The sequence below is a fragment of the Pseudomonas quasicaspiana genome (assembly GCF_021147825.1).
Taxonomy (GTDB): Bacteria; Pseudomonadota; Gammaproteobacteria; order Pseudomonadales; family Pseudomonadaceae; genus Aquipseudomonas; species Aquipseudomonas quasicaspiana.
This window is the reverse complement of sequence record NZ_JAGTPI010000002.1, coordinates 1-19,963: the sequence shown is the minus strand read 5'-3', so window position 1 is coordinate 19,963 and position 19,963 is coordinate 1. Positions and strand designations below refer to the sequence as shown.

Here is a 19,963-nt window from a genome sequence, read left to right as displayed (position 1 = left end):
AGCAGGAAACCGCTCCATTGTGAGCACCACCCGCCCGATCTTCAAAAAAAACACGGAACGCCTGTTTATCTCCTCAGTCACTTTCTTAGTGCCGTGATTTCCCCAGACTCGATTTCGGGGATTTCTGTTTATAAGCCCGATGCCAGTTCTGGCTACAGGGCAGCCTGTAATTGAGGAGTTTTTTTCCAATGGCTACGAAGAAACCAACGAACACGCCAGACCCGTCAAAAAGCGAACTCGCAGGAACCGATACCCCGGACCGCAGCAACACCAACGCCAAGCTGGAAAGTCTGGAGCAGTTCCGCTCTGACGCGACCCAGCAGGCGCTGCGCACCAACCATGGTGTGAAGGTCTCCGACAACCAGAACACCCTGAAGGCCGGCGATCGTGGTCCGTCGCTGCTAGAAGATTTCATCATGCGTGAAAAAATCACGCATTTTGACCATGAGCGTATCCCTGAGCGTATCGTCCACGCCCGCGGCACCGGCGCGCATGGCTACTTTCAGGCTTACGAAGATCACGCCGCGCTGAGCAAAGCGGGCTTCCTGCGTGATCCGGCCAAGCAAACTCCTGTGTTTGTGCGCTTTTCCACCGTGCAAGGCCCGCGTGGTTCCGGCGATACCGTGCGTGACGTGCGTGGCTTCTCGGTGAAGTTCTATACCGATGAAGGCAACTACGACTTGGTTGGCAACAACATGCCGGTGTTCTTCATTCAGGACGCCATCAAGTTCCCGGACTTCGTTCACGCGGTCAAACCTGAGCCGCATAACGAAATCCCTACCGGTGGTTCCGCTCACGACACCTTCTGGGATTTCGTCTCGCTGGTGCCTGAGTCCGCGCACATGGTGCTGTGGACCATGTCCGACCGGGCGATCCCGAAAAGCCTGCGCACCATGCAGGGTTTTGGCGTGCACACGTTCCGCATGATCAATACCGAAGGCAAATCGTCCTTCGTAAAATTCCACTGGAAGCCTAAATTCGGCGTTTGCTCGCTGGTGTGGGACGAAGCGCAGAAGCTGGCCGGTAAAGACACCGACTTCCATCGCCGCGATCTGTGGGAATCCATCGAAACCGGTGATTACCCTGAGTGGGAACTGGGCGTGCAAATCGTTGCAGAAGAAGACGAGCACAAGTTCGACTTCGATATTCTGGACCCGACCAAAATCATCCCGGAAGAACTGGTACCCGTGACGCCGCTGGGCAAAATGGTGCTCAACCGCAACCCGGACAACTACTTCGCCGAAACCGAGCAGGTCGCGTTCTGCCCTGGTCACGTCGTGCCGGGTATCGACTTCTCCAATGACCCGCTGCTGCAAGGTCGTCTGTTTTCCTACACAGACACCCAGATCAGCCGTCTTGGCGGACCGAACTTCCACGAAATCCCGATCAACCGCCCTATTGCGCCGAACCATAACGGCCAGCGCGACGCTCAGCACCGCACAACCATCGACAAGGGCCGCGCTTCTTACGAGCCGAACTCGATTGATGGCGGCTGGCCGAAAGAAACTCCGGCTGGCCCGGTAGATGGCGGCTTTGAGACCTATCCAGAGCGTATCGAGGCACACAAGGTTCGTCAGCGTAGCGAATCGTTCTCCGATCACTTCTCGCAAGCCACGCTGTTTTTCAACAGCATGAGCCATGCCGAGAAAGAGCACATCATCGCGGCGTACAGCTTCGAGTTGGGCAAGGTTGAGCGCGAACACATTCGTGCCCGTCAGGTGAACGAGATTCTTGCCAACATTGATCTGGAATTGGCCGCTCGTGTCGCTGCGAACCTCGGTCTGCCTGCGCCAACGGCTCCAACCGTGCCGTCGAAGAAGCAATCGCTTGCAGAGTCCCCTCTGCTTAGCCAGATGAACCTGCTATCCGGCGATATCGTGTCGCGCAAAGTGGCGATTCTGGTTGCCAACGGTGTGGACGACAAAGCTGTCGCGGCCATGAAAGCGGCGCTGGAAGCTGAAGGTGCTCACGCCAAGGTGCTTGGCCCGACTTCTGCGCCGGTGAAAACCGCCAGCGGTGCGAGCCTGCCGGTTGATGCCTCCATGGAAGGCTTGCCTTCAGTAGCGTTCGACGCAGTGTTCATTCCAGGTGGTGCTGCTTCGGTGACCGCGCTGAGTGGCGACGGTGTCGCACTGCACTACGTGCTCGAGGCTTACAAACACCTCAAGGCGATTTCCGTGAGTGGTGAGGCTAAACAGATCATCGATCTGCTGCATCTGGACAAGGATGCGGGGCTGCTGGAAGTGTCTGACAGCAAGTCGTTCAAGCCTTTCTTTACTGCGATCGCCCAGCACCGCGTCTGGGATCGTGAACCGAAGGCTAAAGCGATTCCTGCTTGATACGAAAAGGCGCCATGGATGGCGCCTTTTTACTATCGTGTGGAAACGAATTTCCGTAGGACCGGCTTTAGCCGGGAGGGCTTTGGTTCAGGCGCTACATCTGCTGCGCTTGAAGTGCAGTCCTCCCGGCTGAAACGGAGCGCCGGCCGGCCGATCCTGCCGCTATGCGGTGTGTCAGATAGAACCTCTCGTGAACAAGTTCACTCCTACCGGGATTGCATCCGGAGGCTTATTGCTGTGCTGGCTTCAGAACGACTGTCGCCGTCTCATTGCGCTCAATCTTGCGGCGCAGTTCCAGTTCAAAATCCGGATTGATCTTGTTCACCCGTTTGGTCAGCAATGTGGCCAGCCATGGGTAATCGTCTGTGCGCGGCACTTGCAGCAGGACGATGCAGTTAAAGGCAACGGTATCGGCGGCGATCGCATCCAGCTGGCGACGTAATTGCGCCATATCGCCGATCTTGAGCTTGATAGTCGTGCTTTCTGCCGACGGATCAATCAATTTGGCAACGCGCTTGGCTTCAGCCGCTTTCAACTCTGCTTCAGCCTGATCCAGCTCGGCTTTACGAGCGTGGGCGATGGCGCCGTTGACGCCACTGGTCAGTGCGGGTGCCTTAGGCATCAAGGCCCTTGCGCGGCTCAAGGCCGTGGCGGCAGCGTTGACGTCACCCTTCTGCAAGCCAATCTGGCTGCGGCTCAAATACGCTTCGGCCAGACGACGCTGGAACGGCTCCAGACGAATGTCCGTTGGCGCTGCAGCTTGCAGTTTGGCCAACTGATCTTCGGCAGTGGCCAGTTCATTGCTGGTAATACTTTGCTCGAGCTGTGCGAAGCCGTCTGCCTCAGTTGCAGGCACGGGCGCTTCGACTGTTGGCGCGCTTTGACAGGCTGCCAACAGGACGGAAAATGCGGCAAGCAACAGATAACGGGATGCAAACGGCTTCATTCCTGCGATTCTCTAATTGCGCAAAAAACGAGCAAGTCTACACCGCTCGTTTGGGTAGGACAAAACTCAGCAGGAACAATGCCGCTGCTGAAACCACAATTGAAGGCCCTGCCGGGGTGTCCTTGAACCAGGACATCGACAGCCCCAGACACACGGCCACTATGCCCAGCACGCTTGCACCGAGCGCCATCTGTTCCGGCGAACGGGCGTGACGCTGTGCCGCAGCAGCCGGAATGATCAGCAGCGATGTAATCAGCAGAACGCCGACGATTTTCATCGCCACAGCGATCACCACCGCGATCAACAACATCAGCGCCATGCGCAAACCGGCAACGGGCAGGCCTTCGACCTTCGCCAGCTCTTCGTGCACGGTAACTGCCAGCAGTGGGCGCCAAAGTGCTATCAGTAATACCAGCACTGCCAGTGATCCGCCAAGGATCCAGATCAGATCATTGGGGCTGATCGCCAGCAAATCGCCAAACAGATACGCCATCAGGTCAATCCGCACGTCGTGCATGAAGCTGAGCACCACTAGCCCGAGAGACAACGTGCTGGGCGCAAGAATCCCCAGCAGGGTGTCCGAGGCCAGCGGCTGACGTTGCTGCAAGGTCACCAGCAGGATCGCCAGCAGCAGGCAGCCGACGGTCACTGCCAGCGTCGGGCTTACATCCAGCAAGAAACCCAGCGCGACGCCCAATAATGCAGCGTGAGAAAGCGTATCGCCAAAATAGGCCATGCGTCGCCAGACCACGAACGAACCCAGCGGTCCTGCGACAAGTGCCAGAGCCAGGCCAGCAAGCAAGGCGTAGAGAAGAAAATCAGCCATGCTTGCAGCTGTCTCCGTGAACATGTGTATGGATGTGGCCGACCGAATCGGCGGCGCCCTCGACGACTTCCCCATGTAAATCATGGGCGTGGTCGTGATGGTGGTGATAAATCGCCAGGCTTTGCGCGTTCTTGCCGAACAGCTCGACGAACGCCGGGTCGTGACTGACTTGCTCCGGATGCCCGGAACAGCAGACGTGGCGGTTCAGGCAGACCACTTGATCCGTGGTGCTCATCACCAGATGCAGATCGTGGGAAACCATTAGCACTCCGCAGCCATGGCGGTCACGCAGGCGGGTGATCAGGCTGTACAGCTCGGCCTGCCCGGCAACGTCTACGCCTTGCACGGGTTCATCCAGCACCAGCAATTCCGGTTCGCGCAAAAGGGCGCGAGCCAGCAGGACGCGCTGCATCTCACCGCCGGAAATACCTTGCAGAGGGCTGTCGATGACCTTCTCCGCGCCGACTTCAACCAGCGCAGCCAGTGCGGCTGCGCGGTCCACGCCAGGGACCAGACGCAGAAAGCGCAGCACTGACAACGGTAGCGTCGGGTCAACGTGTAGCTTCTGCGGCATATAGCCGACGCGCAGCTTGGGTTTGCGCCAGACACTGCCGGTGTCCGGCTTGAGCAAACCCAGCACGGCACGCACCAGCGTCGTCTTGCCCGCGCCATTAGGGCCTATCAGGGTGACGATTTCCCCAGGCTTGACGCTCAGATGGATGTTTTCCAGCACATTCTGCCCGGAAAGGGCGACGCCAACGTGCTCAAGCTTGATCAACGCATTGCTCATCAGGCGGCCTTGCAGCCGGAACACACCCCGACGATTTCCACGGTCTGGCCTTCGACCGCGAAGCCGACGCCAGCGGCCGCAGTGATCACGGAATCGCTGATGGCCGGGCTTTGCAGCTCAATGGCGGCGTTACATTCACGGCAAATCAGAAACTGGCCTTGATGCACGTGAGTCGGGTGGTTGCAGCCGGTGAAGGCGTTCAGCGAAGCGATGCGATGCACGAGGCCGTTTTCCAGCAGGAAATCCAGCGCCCGGTAAACGGTAGGCGGCGCAGCACGGCGGCCGTCTTCTTCGCTGAGCACGGCGAGAATGTCGTACGCGCCCAATGGCTTGTGGCTCTGCCAGACGAGTTCCAGCACGCGACGGCGCAGGGCAGTCAGGCGCAGGCCTTTCTGGGCGCACAGCGTATCGGCTTCGGAAAGCGCGGTATGCACGCAATGGGAGTGGTCGTGAGGGCGACTGGCCAGCGGTGTAATAGGCATGAGCGGAGACGATATTTGCTAGAGACGTTATTATGTTACCCGTTCTAGCCTTCTATGAGTGGCCCACGTGTACCGTCTTTTTGCTCTATTTGTCGCTTTAACCGCAAGTTTGCTGACAATTTCCCCGGTTCAGGCCGATGTCCGCGTCCTCACCAGCATCAAGCCATTGCAGTTGATCGCGGCGGCTGTGCAGGACGGTGTTGGTAAGCCAGAGGTGCTTTTGCCGCCTGGGGCGTCGCCACATCACTATGCGCTGCGGCCATCCGACGTACGGCGCGTGCAGCAATCGGATCTGCTCTACTGGATCGGTCCGGACATGGAAGGCTTCCTGCCTCGTGTTCTGAAAAACCGGACTTTGCCGGTCGTTGCGGTGCAATCCCTGCCGGGCTTGAAGTTGCGCCACTTCGGCGCTGACAGTGCGTCCCATGAGGAAGGCGATGAGCACGGCCACGACGAGCATGATCATGACCATCGTCCCGGAAGTCTCGACGCCCATTTGTGGCTGTCTTCGGTCAATGCCCGGGTGATCGCGGCAAAAATGGCCACTGACTTGAGCGCTGTCGATCCAGCCAATGCTGCGCGGTATGCCAGTAACGCGAAGGCTTTCAATGCGCGTCTGGACGCGCTGGATGCACGAATCAAAGGCCGTGTAGCTGGAATCGCCGGCAAACCGTACTTCGTTTTCCATGAGGCTTTCGATTACTTCGAAGACGCTTATGGCCTCAAGCACGCGGGCGTGTTCAGCGTTGCCGCCGAGGTTCAGCCGGGGGCTCAGCATGTCGCTGCCATGCGTGCGCGTTTGACCGAAGTAGGCAAGACCTGTGTGTTCAGCGAACCGCCGTTGCGCCCACGCCTTGCCGAGACCCTGACGGCCGGATTGCCCGCAAAACTGGCTGAGCTGGATGCATTGGGCGGTGATACCCCCGCAAACGCGACCGGGTATGAGCTGCTGCTGAACAAGCTGGGGGATGATCTGGTGGGGTGCCTGGAGTCGCTTTAATTTTTCATTGTGGGAGCGAGGCTTGCCCGCGATAAGGCGAACCTCGTTCTGATATTTAGAACTGCGGTGCCTGAATCGCGGGCAAGCCCAGCTCCCACAGGTTCTATGCCATCCCGTAGGACCGGCTTTAGCCGGGAGGACGTCCTGGCATTCGCTATATCTCTATTAGGCAGAAATACCGCTGCTCCGGCTATTAACTTCTTTCTGTGGGAGCGAGGCTTGCCCGCGATAAGGCTAGCCTCGTTCTGACAGGTACAACCGCGGTGCCTGAATCGCGGGCAAGCCCAGCTCCCACAGGTTCTATGCCATCCCGTAGGACCGGCTTTAGCCGGGAGGACGTCCGGGCATTCGCTATATCTCTATTAGGCGGAAATACCGCTGCTCCGGCTATTAACTTCTTTTTGTGGGAGCGAGGCTTGCCCGCGATAAGGCTAGCCTCGTTCTGACAGTTATGACTGCGGTGTCTGATTCGCGGGCAAGCCCAGCTCCCACAGGTTCTATGCCATGCCGTAAGACCGGCTTTTAGTCAGGAGGGCTTAGGAATAAATACCGCTCTCACGTCTAAAACGGAGCGCTGCCAGTCCAGTCCTACAACGCAAACGGCAGCGGCAAATGCGTTTCCTGCCGTTGTTCCAGACGCTTCTGGAATTCTATCGGATCATGGATCAGCACGTCTTGCCCTGCATTGGATTCCGCTGCAATCAAGCGTGACAGCCAGAAACGCACGCAGCCAACGCGCAGCAGGGTCGGCCACAATTCGGCTTCAGCCGCTGTGAACGGCCGCAACCCGGCGTAGGCACCCAGCAAGGCCCGCCCGCGTGGTGCGTCGATCTTGCCCTCTTCGTCCGAACACCAGTCATTCAAGGCGATAGCCAGGTCATAAAGCATCGGCCCGGAGCAGGCGTTGTAGAAGTCGATCAACCCGGTCAGGTGCGTGCCTTCGAACAGCGCGTTGTCGCGGAACAGGTCCGCATGCAGATTGGCCTTGGGCAACGCCATGATCTTCGGCTTCAAACGTTCGATTTCTTCCAGCGCGGCTTTGAGCAATACGCCGGGAGCTTCCTCCAGGTGAGAAATCAGTGTCGCGCCTTCGGTCAGCATCCAGTCCAGACCGCGATCAGTCTTGCGCTCCAGAACCTTGTCGCGTGTCGCCAGGTGCAGATGACCCAGCAACTCGCCGATTTGCACACAATGCTGCGTGTTCGGCGCGCTGATGTGCTTGCCGGGCAGGCGTGGTTGCAGCAGCGCCGGTTTGCCTGCCAGCTCACGCAGTGCCGCGCCTTCCGTAGTACGCAGGGCATACGGCACCGGCAAATCAGCCTCGTGGAGCGTGTCCAGTAACTCGATGAAGAACGGCATTTCCTGAACCGGACCGCGCTCCACGAGGGTCAGCACGAACTCGCCCTGCTCCAGGCTAATGAAGTAGTTGGTGTTTTCGCTTCCGGCGGCAATGCCTTGAAAGTCACGTAAATGGCCTAGCCCGTAAGGGGCGAGAAATGTTTCCAGCTCGGGCCGAGCCAGGGGGGTAAATACGGACATATCAGGGCTGCCAGCAAAAAAGGTGAATGTGCGACCTTACCACTCGAATATTTTCCACGATGGAATCAGCATATCCGGTTGGTCTGAACGAATGAAATTGGCGTCTGTACCATCGGCGCGCACCAGAAAGTAAGGTTTACCGCCTTTCGGGGTGATCTTGATCGCATACAGGAAGCCGTTCTGGCGATACTCCTGAATCGTTCTGTCACCTTCGGTGCGGATTGTAACGTCCGGGTCTCCTGACGGTGCCTCATCAGCAGCAACAGCAATCAGCGGGCAGAGTGTAAACAGGCCGGCCAGCAACAGGCGATTTGTTGTGCGCATGATAACCTTGTCCCTTTGTCGTCAATGGTCCTCGCATTCTAGCGCCGACCCCGCCGAAAAGGTTGATTCTGCTCATGAGCCAAGCTCCCCTCGTCCTGGTGGACGGTTCTTCTTATCTGTACCGCGCTTTTCATGCGCTGCCGCCGCTCGCCACGTCCAAGGGTTTGCCCACGGGTGCCGTGAAGGGCGTGCTGAATATGCTCAAAAGCCTGCGTCGGCAATACCCGGACAGCCCGTTCGCGGTGGTGTTCGACGCCAAAGGCGGTACGTTCCGAGACGACCTGTACGCCGAGTACAAAGCCAACCGGCCAAGCATGCCGGACGATTTGCGCGTGCAGATCGATCTGCTGCACGCCTGTGTGAAAGGTTTGGGCTACCCGTTGCTGTGCGTTGACGGCGTCGAAGCTGACGACGTAATCGGCACACTGGCGCGCAGCAGCGCCGCAGCGGACCGACCGGTAATCATTTCCACCGGCGACAAGGACATGGCGCAGTTGGTCGACGGGCACATCACGCTGGTCAACACCATGACCGGCAGCGTCCAGGACGTGGCGGGCGTGAAAGAGAAATTCGGCGTCGGCCCTGAGCACATCATCGATTACCTGGCGCTGATGGGCGACAAGGTCGATAACATTCCAGGCGTGCCGGGCGTTGGCGAAAAGACCGCCGTAGGCCTGTTGGTCGGTGTGGGCGGCGGCCTGAAAGAGCTTTACGAAAACCTCGAAATGGTCGCAACGCTGCCGATCCGTGGCGCGAAAACCCTGGCTGCCAAGCTCGAAGAACATCGTGCCATGGCGTTCCTGTCTTACGAGCTGGCGACCATCAAGATCGACGTCCAGCTGGATATCGAGCTGGATCAACTGCACTGCACCGAGCCTGATCGTGAAGCGCTGCTTGAGCTTTACGCCGAGCTGGAATTCAAAAGCTGGATCGAAGACCTGCACCGTGATGCCAAGCGTGTTGGTCTGGAAATCGCCATCGAAGAAGCTCCTGCCCCGGCAGAGTCCCGCTACGAAACCATCCTTGAGCAGAGCCAGCTCGACGTTTGGCTGAAAAAGCTCAACGGCGCCAAGCTGGTGGCGTTTGTGACCCAGAGCAACGGCCTGGACGCCCAGCGTGCGCAACTGGTGGGCTTGTCGTTTGCCGTGCAGACGCACGAAGCCGCTTACATCCCGCTGACCCACTCCTACATGGGCGTGCCGCAGCAACTGGATCGTGATCACGTACTCAAGCAGCTCAAACCGCTGCTGGAAGACCCGAGCAAAATCAAAGTCGGTCAGCACGCCAAGTTCGATATCAATATCCTCGCTAACTGCGCCATTGATGGCGATCAGAGTCAGGGCATTGAAGTTCAGGGGCTGCTGTACGACACCATGCTCGAATCCTACGTGCTGGATTCCACCGCAACCCGTCATGACCGCGAAAGCCTCGCGCTGAAATACCTGGGGCATGCCGCCGGGAATATTCAGGACATTGCTGGCAAGGGCGTGAAGCAACTGACGTTCGACCAGATTTCTCTGGAGCTGGCTGCGCAATACGCAGCTCAGGAAGCTGACATAACGCTGCGCTTGCACGAAGCGCTTCAGGCGAAGCTCGCTACGATCCCAAGCCTGGCCCCGGTGCTCAACGAAATTGAAATGCCTCTGGTGCCCGTTTTGGCGAGTATCGAACGCCAGGGTGCGCTGGTGGATGCCAAGCTGCTGGGCATTCAGAGCGTTGAGCTGGGCGACAAGATGGTTGCCCTTGAGCGCGAGGCGTTCGAGATTGCAGGGGAGGAATTCAATCTGGGATCGCCGAAGCAGTTGGGCGTGATCCTGTATGAAAAACTCGGCATGCCGGTTCTGAGCAAGACTGCCAAAGGCCAGGCCTCGACTGCCGAAGCAGTGCTCGCTGAATTGGCCGAACAAGGTTTTCCGCTGCCAACGGTGTTGATGAAGTACCGCTCGATGAGCAAGCTCAAGAGCACTTACACCGACCGCTTGCCAGAGCAGATCAACCCGCGCACCGGTCGCATTCACACCTCCTACCATCAGGCGGTGGCGGTGACCGGGCGCTTGTCTTCCAGTGATCCAAACCTTCAGAACATCCCGATCCGGACCGCCGAAGGACGCCGCATTCGTCAGGCGTTTGTCGCACCCAAGGGCTACAAACTGCTGGCGGCGGACTACTCGCAGATCGAGCTGCGCATCATGGCTCACCTGGCTAAGGATGAAGGTTTGCTACACGCGTTTCGTAATGACCTGGACGTTCACCGGGCAACGGCGGCAGAAGTGTTCGGCGTTGAGCTTGAGGCAGTCACCACCGACATGCGCCGCAGTGCCAAGGCGATTAACTTCGGCCTTATCTACGGCATGAGCGCTTTTGGTCTGGCCAAGCAGATCGGTGTTGATCGCAAGCAGTCTCAGGCCTATGTGGATCGCTATTTCGCCCGTTACCCGGGCGTGCTGGATTACATGGAGCGCACTCGCACGCAGGCCGCTGAACAGGGCTTCGTAGAGACCATCTTCGGCCGTCGTCTGTATTTGCCGGACATCAACGCCAAGAACCAGGCCTTGCGCAAAGGCGCAGAGCGCATGGCAATCAACGCGCCGATGCAGGGCACGGCGGCAGACATCATCAAGAAGGCTATGGTGGCGGTAAACGGCTGGCTGGAGACGTCGAAGCTTGACGCCAGAGTCATCCTGCAGGTTCACGATGAACTGGTACTGGAGGTTCGCGAAGACCTCGTCGAGCAGATCAGCGAGCAAATCCGCCCGCACATGAGCGGCGCGGCTCAGCTGGATGTTCCGTTGCTGGTCGAGGTCGGTGTGGGCAATAACTGGGATGAGGCGCACTGACCAGGCGGTGGGCCGGGGCAAGCACGCGATCTCCTGTTGGAGCCGAGCTTGGTCTGGGCGGCATTCCGACGAAGAACGGTAACGCGGTGTGTCTGAAGGGCCGAGGCGTCTGCATCGCGGGCAAGCCTCGCTCCCACAGATATCACGCTGTCTGTGGAGCTGGGCTTGCCTGCGATGAACGATACGCGGTGTGCCTGACGGACCGAGGTGTCTGATTCGCGGGCAAGCCTCGCTCCCACAGGGATTACGCTGTCTGTGGGAGCTGGGCTTGCCCGCGAAGAACGGTAACGCGGTGTGCCTGACGGACCGAGGCGTCTGATTCGCGGGCAAGCGCGCTCCTACAAGGATCACGCTATTTGTTGGAGCTGGGCTTGCCTGCGAAGAACGGTAACGCGGTGTGCCTGACTGATCGTTCGGAGAATTTCCGAAGGCCAGGAACTTACGCCTCGAAACGCCGGTCAGAGAACTCGATTGGCTGAGAAGCCAGTCATGCTCCTAGTTGTGTTAAGTGTTGGCAGATATCCGGCTTCCCTCCATGGAAGTCTGGAACTTGAACCCCGAACTTCCCCTCCCCCACATGAAGTCCGGGGTTTTTTTTGCCTGCGATTTACTCGGCGGGTGCCTTGTCTTCCAGCTCCATCCAGCCTGCAAGTACGGTATAGGCTTCTTCCAGGCCCATGCGCTTTGGTGCAGAGAACAGCTGGATGCTGACGGCGTCGCCCCAACCCTTGCGGATTTCTGACTGAACCTTGAGCAGTGTGTTCTTGGCTGCGCCGTAAGTCAGCTTGTCAGCCTTGGTCAGCAGAATGTGCATCGGCATGTGGCTGGCGATGGACCAGTCCAGCATCAGGAGGTCGAAGTCGGTCATCGGGTGACGGATGTCCATCATCAGAATCAGACCTTTCAGGCTTTCGCGGCTGCCCAGATACGCTTCAAGGTGGCGCTGCCAGTGCAGTTTCAGCGGGATAGGTACCTTGGCGTAGCCATAACCCGGCAGGTCGACCAGGCGTCGCTCATCGTCCAGCTTGAAGAAGTTCAGCAGTTGCGTACGACCTGGCGTCTTCGATGTACGGGCCAGGCTGGCGTGCGTCAGGGTATTCAGCGCGCTCGACTTGCCTGCGTTGGAGCGTCCTGCGAACGCCACTTCAAAGCCGTCGTCGTCCGGGCACTGGTCGACTTTGGCTGCGCTGAGCATGAAGGTTGCCTGTTGGCACAAGCCGAGGATGGGATTCTTGAGTTGCATGTGATTTCCGGTGAGAGCGGTGCCTGCAAGGGGTGCGGCAAGAGGTGTCGTTTCCGTTTCAGTGGGGCCAGTATATAATTACCGCAGATTTTGTGTGTGCTTTGTCCCGGTCCCGGGAAGCTACATCAGCCAAGCGAGAACTATAAGCGCATTAGAACGCAGTCCGCTTTTAACCTGAAAGGGTTGCTGAGTATGAAGGCTTTGGAGTCGCCTGTGTTCAGGAGTTCAAAGTGATGCCGTTGCGTGGATTGTGCAGAGACCGCAATAGCGGGGATTCGCGAACCTTCGTCCGTCTGGATGAGCGAGTCCACCTCTATAAAACTATTCACCTTTAGCCGATCTGGATTACCTGATGAACAAAATTTTCGTGAGTCTGCTGCTGGCTCTGGGCATCTGCGGCACGAGTCAGGCGGCTGACACGGTAGTCGGCGACGCGGCTGCTGGGCAGGCCAAAACCGCCGTTTGCAGCGCTTGTCACGGCCCCGATGGTAATAGTCTGGTGCCAAACTTCCCCAAACTGGCGGGCCAGGGCCAGCGATATACGCTTAAGCAACTGCATGAAATCAAGGACGGCAAGCGCGTCGTGCTGGAAATGACCGGCTTGCTGACCAGTCTCAACGAGCAGGACCTCAACGATATCGCCGCGTTCTACGCCAGTCAGAAAGGCAGCGTGGGTGCCGCTGACGAGAACCTGGTCGCTCGCGGTGAAGCACTGTTCCGTGGCGGCAAACTGAGCGAGGGCATGCCGGCTTGTACCGGGTGCCATTCGCCCAATGGCGTGGGCAACGCGCCAGCGGGGTTTCCGCATCTGGGCGGTCAACACGCTGATTACATCAAGAAGCAGCTCGTGGCCTTCCGCGAAGGTGACCGCACCAATGACGGCGACACTATGGTCATGCGCTCAATAGCCGCCAAGTTGAGTAACAAGGATATCGAGGCGCTTTCGCAGTACATTCAGGGGCTGCATTGATCATGCGGTGATCTTGTTGGAGCGTGCGGGTGGCGATCCGGCTTGCCCAGGAACCAATCACCGCGCAGGGCAGATACACCGCGTTACAGTTCTTCGCGTGCAAGCCTCGCTCCAACGCATTCCAACTCAAAAAAAGGGTAGCTTCGGCTACCCTTTTTTGGTGTTGCCAGCGTTACACTAGCGAACTCGTGTCTTGTCAGCCGGTCGAAGCCCGGTCGTTGCAAGGCCCTCAAATCAGCCTCAGGAGTAAAGCATGCGTAATCTGATTCTCAGCGCCGCACTGGTTGCCGCCAGTATTTTCGGTATCACGGCACACGCTGCCGAGCCTATCGAAGCCGGTAAGCAGTACACCGTGCTGAGCAGCGCTGTTCCTGTTTCCGAGCCAGGCAAGATCGAAGTTGTAGAAATGTTCTGGTACGGCTGCCCGCACTGCTACGCATTTGAGCCGACCATCAACCCATGGGTCGAGAAGCTGCCTGCTGACGTTCACTTTGTCCGTATTCCTGCCATGTTCGGCGGCCCTTGGGACGCCCACGGCCAACTGTTCATCACCCTGGACACCATGGGCGTAGAGCACAAGGTTCACGCCGCAGTATTCGATGCGATCCAGAAAGGCGGCAAGCGTCTGACCGACAAGAACGACATGGCCGAATTCGTTGCTACTCAAGGCATCGACAAGGCAGAGTTCCTGAAGACCTTCGACTCGTTCGCTGTAAAGGGCAAGATCGCCCAGTACAAGGAACTGGCCAAGAAGTATGAAATCACGGGCGTACCGACCATGATCGTCAACGGCAAATACCGTTTCGACCTGGGTTCTGCCGGTGGTCCGGAGCAAACCCTGCAAGTGGCTGATCAGCTCATCGAAAAAGAGCGAGCGGCCAAGTAAGCAGCGCCTGCCATGCTGCGCAAGAAAGCAGTAAGAAGCGTTGGCCTGCATGATCCGCAGGTCAACGAGGATCATCTACAGGCAAGTGGTCTGCCGGCGGACGGTCGGCTCCGCTTGCTTAGCTTCAACATCCAGGTCGGGATCAGCACCGGCCGCTATGGTCATTACGTCACGCGCAGCTGGCAGCATTTGCTGCCGCACGTGGGGCGGGCCAGTAACCTGAAGAAGATAGGTGACTTGCTGGGTGACTTCGATCTGGTTGCCTTGCAGGAAGCCGATGGCGGCAGTTTGCGCTCCGGCTACGTCAATCAGGTCGAGCACCTTGCTCAGCTCGGTGCCTTTCCTTACTGGTATCAGCAACTCAATCGCAACCTGGGTCGTCTGGGTCAGCACAGCAATGGCGTGCTTAGCCGCCTGCGACCGTGGGCGATCGAGGATCACCCGCTGCCCGGGCCTGCCGGGCGCGGCGCGATTCTGGTTCGTTTTGGCGAAGGTGAGGATGCGCTGGTCGTGGTGATGATGCACCTGGCACTTGGCGCACGCACCCGTACCCGGCAATTGGCCTATATCCGTGAATTGATCGGTGGTTACCGTCATCAGGTACTGATGGGTGACATGAACACCCACGCCCTCGACCTGCTGGAAAAATCTCCATTACGTGACCTGGGTCTCCTTGCTCCGCAAATTGAAGCGACTTTTCCCAGTTGGCGACCGCAACGCTGCCTTGATCATATTCTGCTCAGTCCTACACTCACTCTGGAACGGGTTCAGGTATTGGCTCAGCCAATCTCTGATCATTTGCCCGTTGCAGTGGAGATCCGCCTGCCTGCTTCATTGGGTGGCGACTCGCTGCCCGTTATCAGTCATCGCGGATCTCCTGAATGAGCGACGAAGCCGAACGCTGGCGAGAGAAATACCTCAAAGGCGTCGAACAGCAAGACAAGCTCGAAAAACGCTGGAATGCCCGTCTCGACTTGCTGCGCCGTGGTCTGGTGCGCAGTAGTCTGGCGGCCGAAGGGTCGGACCGGGCTGTCGACCAATGCATGAAGGAAATGCGCGAAATCGTCCGTAAGGACGACATGGACGCGGGCCTTGCAGCGTTGATTCCAAGGCTGGAAAAGGCGGTACTGGATTCCGAGCAGCGCCGCGAAGAGCGCGCTGCACAGGTCAGTAGCGCCTTGGTGTCGCTGGTCACGCAGTTACAGTCCCTGCAATTGCCCAAGGACGTACGCAAGCCACTCAAGCGTTTCGCCAAAGACCTTGAGGAGCGCGCCTCGCAAGCGCGGGAGCTACCACTGTTGCTCGGCGAGCTAAGCGGCCTGCAGGGCCAGGCGCTGACGGTGATTGAACGACCTGAAGAGCCGCACCGGCCGGGGTTGCTGCAGCGTCTGTTTGGTGGGCATGAAACGGGGGATGCTCCGGCTAAGGACGCCAGTGATACCGCAGCCACTGTTCCGGAAGTCATGCCTGAGCGTACGACTGATTCAACCGAGGTCGATGAGTGGGACGAGCCTGACGAACCGCCCAAACCAGTCGATCCAGCTACGTCGCCAGCTGTTGTTGCGCCTGCTGCAGCGGTCTCTGCTCCTCCGAAAACTCCGCAACTGCCGCCAGAACCAGCAGCCCCGCCGCCAGACGTGCAGACGCCGAACGTCGAGCCCGTGCTCGAAGTGCCCGAGCCCGCGATCCCGGCTCCTGGCCATGAAGCCGACGTCATTGTCGAGCCTATCGCTGTTCCACTGGCTGCGTCAGTCACTGAATCCATCCCGATTGAGGATTTGCTCGCCCCAATCCCGGTTGTGCCCTACGAATACGTGTCAGAGCCGGTCAGCGCTGTCGGCGAATTCGATGAGTTGCCGCAAGAAGCAGAGTCTGGCGAAGAAGAATCAACCTACGCGCTGCCCAGCTCTCCCGAGCCTAGCTACAGCTCCGTGGCTGCGCATATCGAACACACCCTGTTGGGCCTGCTCAACGATCTGACCCTGCCGGAGCACCATCGGCCTCAAGCCGAGGCGATGCGCTTGCGCCTCGAACATGGCCTTAACTGGTACGAATTGCTGCCCATTCTCGATGATCTTGCCGTTTTGATGCTGGCGATCACGGACAGTGGTCAGCATGAGTTCGAGATTTATCTAAAGCAGCTCAATGAAAGGCTCGAGTCATTCCAGAGCAATCTTCAGGCCGCCAGCGAAGACTACGTGGGCCAGCAGACCGCCTCGCGTGAGTTGAACAATGAGCTGCGTCTGCAAGTGGACGGCTTGCAAAGCAGCGTCCAGGACGCCGCCGATTTGCCGAGCCTGAAAAAGGTACTGGAGAACCGCCTGGAAGGTCTTCTGGGCACCATGGATCAACATCAGAAGACCCGCGACGAGCGTGAGCAGGACGTTGCGGCGCGCCTCCAAGGTCTGGCGAGCCGGGTGGCGACCATGGAGCAAGAGGCGTTGGGTTTCAGGGCCAATCTTGAAGAGCAGCGGCAAAAGGCACTGATCGATCCATTGACCGGCTTGCCCAATCGGGCCGCCTGGGAAGAACGCCTTGGGCATGAAATGGCCGTCTGGCAGAAGAACAAGACCAACCTGTTGGTGTGTATTCTGGATCTGGATCACTTCAAGCGTATTAACGATGGCTACGGGCATCTGGCCGGCGACCGGGTTCTCAAGATTGTTGCAAAGGTTGTGAAGAAGCAGCTACGCCCGACGGATTTCATTGCGCGCTTCGGCGGTGAGGAGTTTGTGATCCTCTTGCCTGCGACTCAGGTGACAGCAGGCCTGGCTTTACTCGAGAAACTGCGGACGGCGGTTGAGGAGTGCCCGTTTCACTTCAAGAGCGAACCGGTCACCATCACCGTGTCCACGGGCGTGACAGCGTTACGCCCCGGCGAGCGCAGTGATGTAGCGCTCAAGCGCGCTGATCAGGCCTTGTACCGCGCCAAGGAAAACGGCCGCAACAGAGTTGAGCAAGGTTGATCGATGACTCGACAGCAGTAAGCGATTCCACAGCAGTGCGCTATGCTCCCCACTTTCTTGTCTCTATGATCAGGTTTTCATGAAGCTGTTTTTATCTGCCCTGCTGCTCATTACGTTGACGGCCTGCACCAGCGGACCGCGACTCGACACCAGTCATCCGTCGGTGAACTACGATAACCGCGTGCAGTTTGTCGTGGTGCATTACACCTCTGCGACGCTTGAGCGTTCCCTTGAGTTGCTCACTCACGGCGAGGTCAGTGCGCACTACCTGATTGGTGATACGCCGCCGACCATCTACAAGCTCGTCGACGAGAGCGCCCGGGCCTGGCACGCCGGTGAAAGTGAGTGGGATGGGCGCACCTGGCTCAACTCTGCATCGATTGGTATCGAAATCGTCAATCCTGGTTACCGCGATACACCGACGGGCAGACTTTGGTATCCGTATACGGAAGGGCAGATTCAGGCGCTGATCGTGCTGCTCAAAGACATCGTCAAGCGTAACCATATCGACCCGCGGCACATCATCGGTCATAGCGATATCGCGCCGGCGCGCAAGCTGGATCCGGGGCCGCTGTTTCCTTGGAAACGACTGGCCGAGGCTGGGCTGGGTGTCTGGCCGGACGAGCGTCTGGTGGCCGAACAGCAGGCACTTATGCTCGATAGCGTGCCGGACATCGCCTGGTTTCAGCAGCAGCTTGCTCGCGTTGGCTACACCGTACCGCAGACGGGTGAACTGGATGTTGCCACGCGGGATGTTCTGGCCGCTTTTCAGATGCATTACCGACCCGCGCGTTTCGACGGACAGCCAGATGTGCAGAGCGCCGCTATCCTGAAAGTGCTCAACCGCCAGCGCTGATTTCGCCAATTCGTTGCCGCAGCTCCAATCCAGCGGGCTATTTTCGCGTTTGTTGCTATACCTAGGGGTATTCCTCCGGGTATCAACTGATGCGCGATGCGGCAACACCCTTTCGCACGACCCTGTATCGTCCTTGGCTGATGGCTTTGCTCGCCGCCTTGATGAGTGCTGCCGTGTTGTTGGCGGGCAGCTTTGCATTGGCTTTGCATCAGGCACGACAGAACGAAAGCGAACAGATGAATGCTCAGGGCGGGCGCTTTCTGGTGCGCCTGGAGCAGCTGTTTGGCCAACTGCGCGCCGGTCTTGATCAACTGGAGGCCCAGCCTCTGCGACGCTGTAATCCGGACATGATCGACCGATTGCGTCAGGTTACCTCCAGCTATCGATTCATCTATGAAGCTGCGTTTGTGGGCGATGCCAGAGCGTGTTCCAGCGGATCGCGGGACAGTCAGCCTGGCCTGCCTCGCAAGCCGGATATTCGCGGCCCCACCTACGATTACTGGCTCAATACCTCAGCTCAACCCGACGACAACCTCGCAGCGTTGGTGCTGGGCCGGGGCGGCTTCAGGGTGTCGACCTCCCGGGGGCATCTGACCGATGTGGTGGATTTGCCCACCGGCGGCAGTCTGCTGGTGGTGCTGAATCATGGCGTCAAAGCCGTCACTGTCCTGGGTCCTGATCAACCCTGGCCGCTCAGCGTCCGCTGGTCCTCGAACAGCGCTGAAAAGCTGATCATCACCGATACCCTGTTGATCTATCGCATGCCCACTGAGAGCCCCGTGTACCAGTTGGTGATGATTGCGCCCCGCGCCGGTCTCCAGCAAAAAGTAGCGGGAGCCTGGTGGTTGCTGGTCCCCGCGAGCCTGCTGATTGCATTGTTTATAGGCGCGCTGGTGTTGCAACTCGTGCGTCAGCGCCAGTCGTTAGGGGGTGAGCTGCAGGGCGCGTTGCGGCGCGGCGAATTGAAAGTGCTCTTCCAGCCGATTTTTGATCTGCATTCGCGTGTATGCGTGGGGGCCGAAGCGCTGGTTCGCTGGCGTAGGCCGGACGGCACGCTGACCAGTCCGGACCTGTTTATTCCGTTGGCGGAAAACACGGGGCAGATTCGGCAGATTACGGATTTCGTGTTGCAGCAGTTGCTTGAGCAGTTAGGGCCTCTGCTGCGAGCCAATCCGCAGCTCTACATCTCGGTGAACCTCGCCGCGTGCGATGTGATGGCGCCGAGGATTGGCCGGGTCACGGCCAGATTACTGGCCGTGCACAAAGTCTCGGCCCGGCAGATTGCCTTTGAAGTCACCGAACGGGGATTGATCGACGTGGTGGTCGCCCGCAATCACTTGCAGGCGTTGCGCGACAAGGGACACCAAGTGTTGATTGATGACTTCGGCACGGGATATTGCAGCCTGGCTTATCTGCAAACACTGCCCGTGGATTGCCTGAAAATCGACAAAGCATTTATCGATGCCCTGGGTCACGACGCCGCCAGCAGCGGCGTGGCTCCTCATATCATCCGTATGGCCCATGCCCTGCAATTGCGGGTGATTGCCGAAGGTATCGAGTTCGAAGCCCAGGCCCGGCTGCTCATGAGTGAAGGCGTGAAATACGGTCAGGGGTGGTTATTCGCCAGACCGTTGAGCGCCCGTAAATTCAGTGAACTGGTCACAGGTGGCCGCCGCAGCCAAGGGCGGCGAGCTGAGGATGTGGCGTAACGGTGTGGTGCAAAGGCGGATGGTGCCTCTGCAGGATCGACCAAGGAGCGCGATTGTTCGCGAGGCGGTGTGCCTGAAGAAACGCGTCAGACCCTTTCGGCAACAAGTTGCCTCCTACCCCCATAAGCGCTATGCCTGTGCAATGCCCGGTAGGAGCGAACTTGTTCGCGAGGCGGTGTGCCTGAAGAAACGCGTCAGACCCTTTCGGCAACAAGTTGCCTCCTACCTCCATAGCGCTATGCCTGTGCAA

16 protein-coding genes are annotated in these 19,963 nt (G+C 58.6%); 9 read left to right on the top strand and 7 right to left on the bottom strand.

Annotated features, from left to right (window positions below):
• Nucleotides 1-188: 188 nt before the first annotated feature.
• Nucleotides 189-2,339, top strand: a complete 2,151-nt coding sequence (gene katE, locus KDX30_RS02100) for a catalase HPII (protein ID WP_231674839.1) — start codon at nucleotides 189-191, stop codon at nucleotides 2,337-2,339.
• Nucleotides 2,340-2,568: 229 nt separating this feature from the next.
• Here the strand turns inward: katE and KDX30_RS02095 are convergent, their stop codons facing one another.
• Genes KDX30_RS02095 through KDX30_RS02080 form a run of 4 tightly spaced genes read right to left on the bottom strand, consistent with a single transcriptional unit; the run spans nucleotide 2,569 to nucleotide 5,383 of the window.
• A complete protein-coding gene (locus KDX30_RS02095; protein WP_099270240.1) occupies nucleotides 2,569-3,285 on the bottom strand; it encodes a PA5502 family lipoprotein in 717 nt (238 codons plus the stop codon).
• A 37-nt stretch (nucleotides 3,286-3,322) separates the two neighbouring features.
• A complete protein-coding gene (gene znuB / locus KDX30_RS02090) occupies nucleotides 3,323-4,111 on the bottom strand; it encodes a zinc ABC transporter permease subunit ZnuB (RefSeq protein ID WP_231674838.1) in 789 nt (262 codons plus the stop codon).
• On the bottom strand, nucleotides 4,104-4,901 hold the full coding sequence (gene znuC, locus KDX30_RS02085) for a zinc ABC transporter ATP-binding protein ZnuC (protein WP_027902798.1): 798 nt from the start codon (nucleotides 4,899-4,901) through the stop codon (nucleotides 4,104-4,106). The genes znuB and znuC overlap by 8 nt, the downstream gene beginning before the upstream one ends.
• Nucleotides 4,901-5,383, bottom strand: coding sequence for a Fur family transcriptional regulator (locus KDX30_RS02080; RefSeq protein ID WP_027902797.1), 483 nt, complete (start codon nucleotides 5,381-5,383; stop codon nucleotides 4,901-4,903). The genes znuC and KDX30_RS02080 overlap by 1 nt, the downstream gene beginning before the upstream one ends.
• Before the next feature lie 67 nt (nucleotides 5,384-5,450).
• On the opposite strand from KDX30_RS02080, the gene KDX30_RS02075 reads away from it, so the two are divergent.
• Nucleotides 5,451-6,383, top strand: a complete 933-nt coding sequence (locus KDX30_RS02075) for a zinc ABC transporter substrate-binding protein (RefSeq protein WP_406643669.1) — start codon at nucleotides 5,451-5,453, stop codon at nucleotides 6,381-6,383.
• Nucleotides 6,384-6,971: 588 nt separating this feature from the next.
• On the opposite strand, the gene KDX30_RS02070 is transcribed toward KDX30_RS02075, so the two are convergent.
• Entirely contained in the window at nucleotides 6,972-7,922 is a 951-nt protein-coding gene (locus KDX30_RS02070) for a homoserine kinase (RefSeq protein WP_231674836.1), read from the bottom strand.
• A 36-nt stretch (nucleotides 7,923-7,958) separates the two neighbouring features.
• A complete protein-coding gene (locus KDX30_RS02065) occupies nucleotides 7,959-8,246 on the bottom strand; it encodes a DUF2782 domain-containing protein (protein WP_027902794.1) in 288 nt (95 codons plus the stop codon).
• Between the two features lie 74 nt (nucleotides 8,247-8,320).
• Between KDX30_RS02065 and polA the strand changes: the two genes are divergently transcribed.
• Complete coding sequence (gene polA, locus KDX30_RS02060; protein WP_231674835.1) at nucleotides 8,321-11,083, top strand: DNA polymerase I; 2,763 nt, start codon at nucleotides 8,321-8,323, stop codon at nucleotides 11,081-11,083.
• A 607-nt stretch (nucleotides 11,084-11,690) separates the two neighbouring features.
• Here polA and yihA read toward each other — a convergent pair.
• The gene (yihA, locus tag KDX30_RS02055) at nucleotides 11,691-12,326 is read right to left on the bottom strand and encodes a ribosome biogenesis GTP-binding protein YihA/YsxC (RefSeq protein WP_027902791.1); all 636 of its coding nucleotides are present in this window, start codon (nucleotides 12,324-12,326) and stop codon (nucleotides 11,691-11,693) included.
• A gap of 352 nt (nucleotides 12,327-12,678) precedes the next feature.
• Here yihA and KDX30_RS02050 point away from each other — a divergent pair, with 352 nt between their 5' ends.
• From KDX30_RS02050 to KDX30_RS02025, 6 genes are all read left to right on the top strand, one after another.
• Nucleotides 12,679-13,296: a c-type cytochrome gene (locus KDX30_RS02050; protein ID WP_027902790.1), complete on the top strand. Its 618-nt coding sequence runs from the start codon at nucleotides 12,679-12,681 to the stop codon at nucleotides 13,294-13,296.
• 253 nt (nucleotides 13,297-13,549) lie between these two features.
• The gene (locus KDX30_RS02045; protein WP_231674834.1) at nucleotides 13,550-14,182 is read left to right on the top strand and encodes a thiol:disulfide interchange protein DsbA/DsbL; all 633 of its coding nucleotides are present in this window, start codon (nucleotides 13,550-13,552) and stop codon (nucleotides 14,180-14,182) included.
• A 12-nt stretch (nucleotides 14,183-14,194) separates the two neighbouring features.
• Nucleotides 14,195-15,067 carry an endonuclease/exonuclease/phosphatase family protein gene (locus KDX30_RS02040; protein WP_231674833.1) on the top strand — a complete coding sequence of 291 codons (873 nt, stop codon included), beginning with the start codon at nucleotides 14,195-14,197 and terminating at the stop codon, nucleotides 15,065-15,067.
• Nucleotides 15,064-17,148 carry a GGDEF domain-containing protein gene (locus KDX30_RS02035; protein ID WP_231674832.1) on the top strand — a complete coding sequence of 695 codons (2,085 nt, stop codon included), beginning with the start codon at nucleotides 15,064-15,066 and terminating at the stop codon, nucleotides 17,146-17,148. The genes KDX30_RS02040 and KDX30_RS02035 overlap by 4 nt, the downstream gene beginning before the upstream one ends.
• Before the next feature lie 79 nt (nucleotides 17,149-17,227).
• Nucleotides 17,228-18,004 carry an N-acetylmuramoyl-L-alanine amidase gene (locus KDX30_RS02030; protein WP_027902786.1) on the top strand — a complete coding sequence of 259 codons (777 nt, stop codon included), beginning with the start codon at nucleotides 17,228-17,230 and terminating at the stop codon, nucleotides 18,002-18,004.
• Between the two features lie 89 nt (nucleotides 18,005-18,093).
• Nucleotides 18,094-19,713, top strand: coding sequence for an EAL domain-containing protein (locus KDX30_RS02025; RefSeq protein ID WP_231674831.1), 1,620 nt, complete (start codon nucleotides 18,094-18,096; stop codon nucleotides 19,711-19,713).
• The last annotated feature ends 250 nt before the right edge of the window (nucleotides 19,714-19,963 follow it).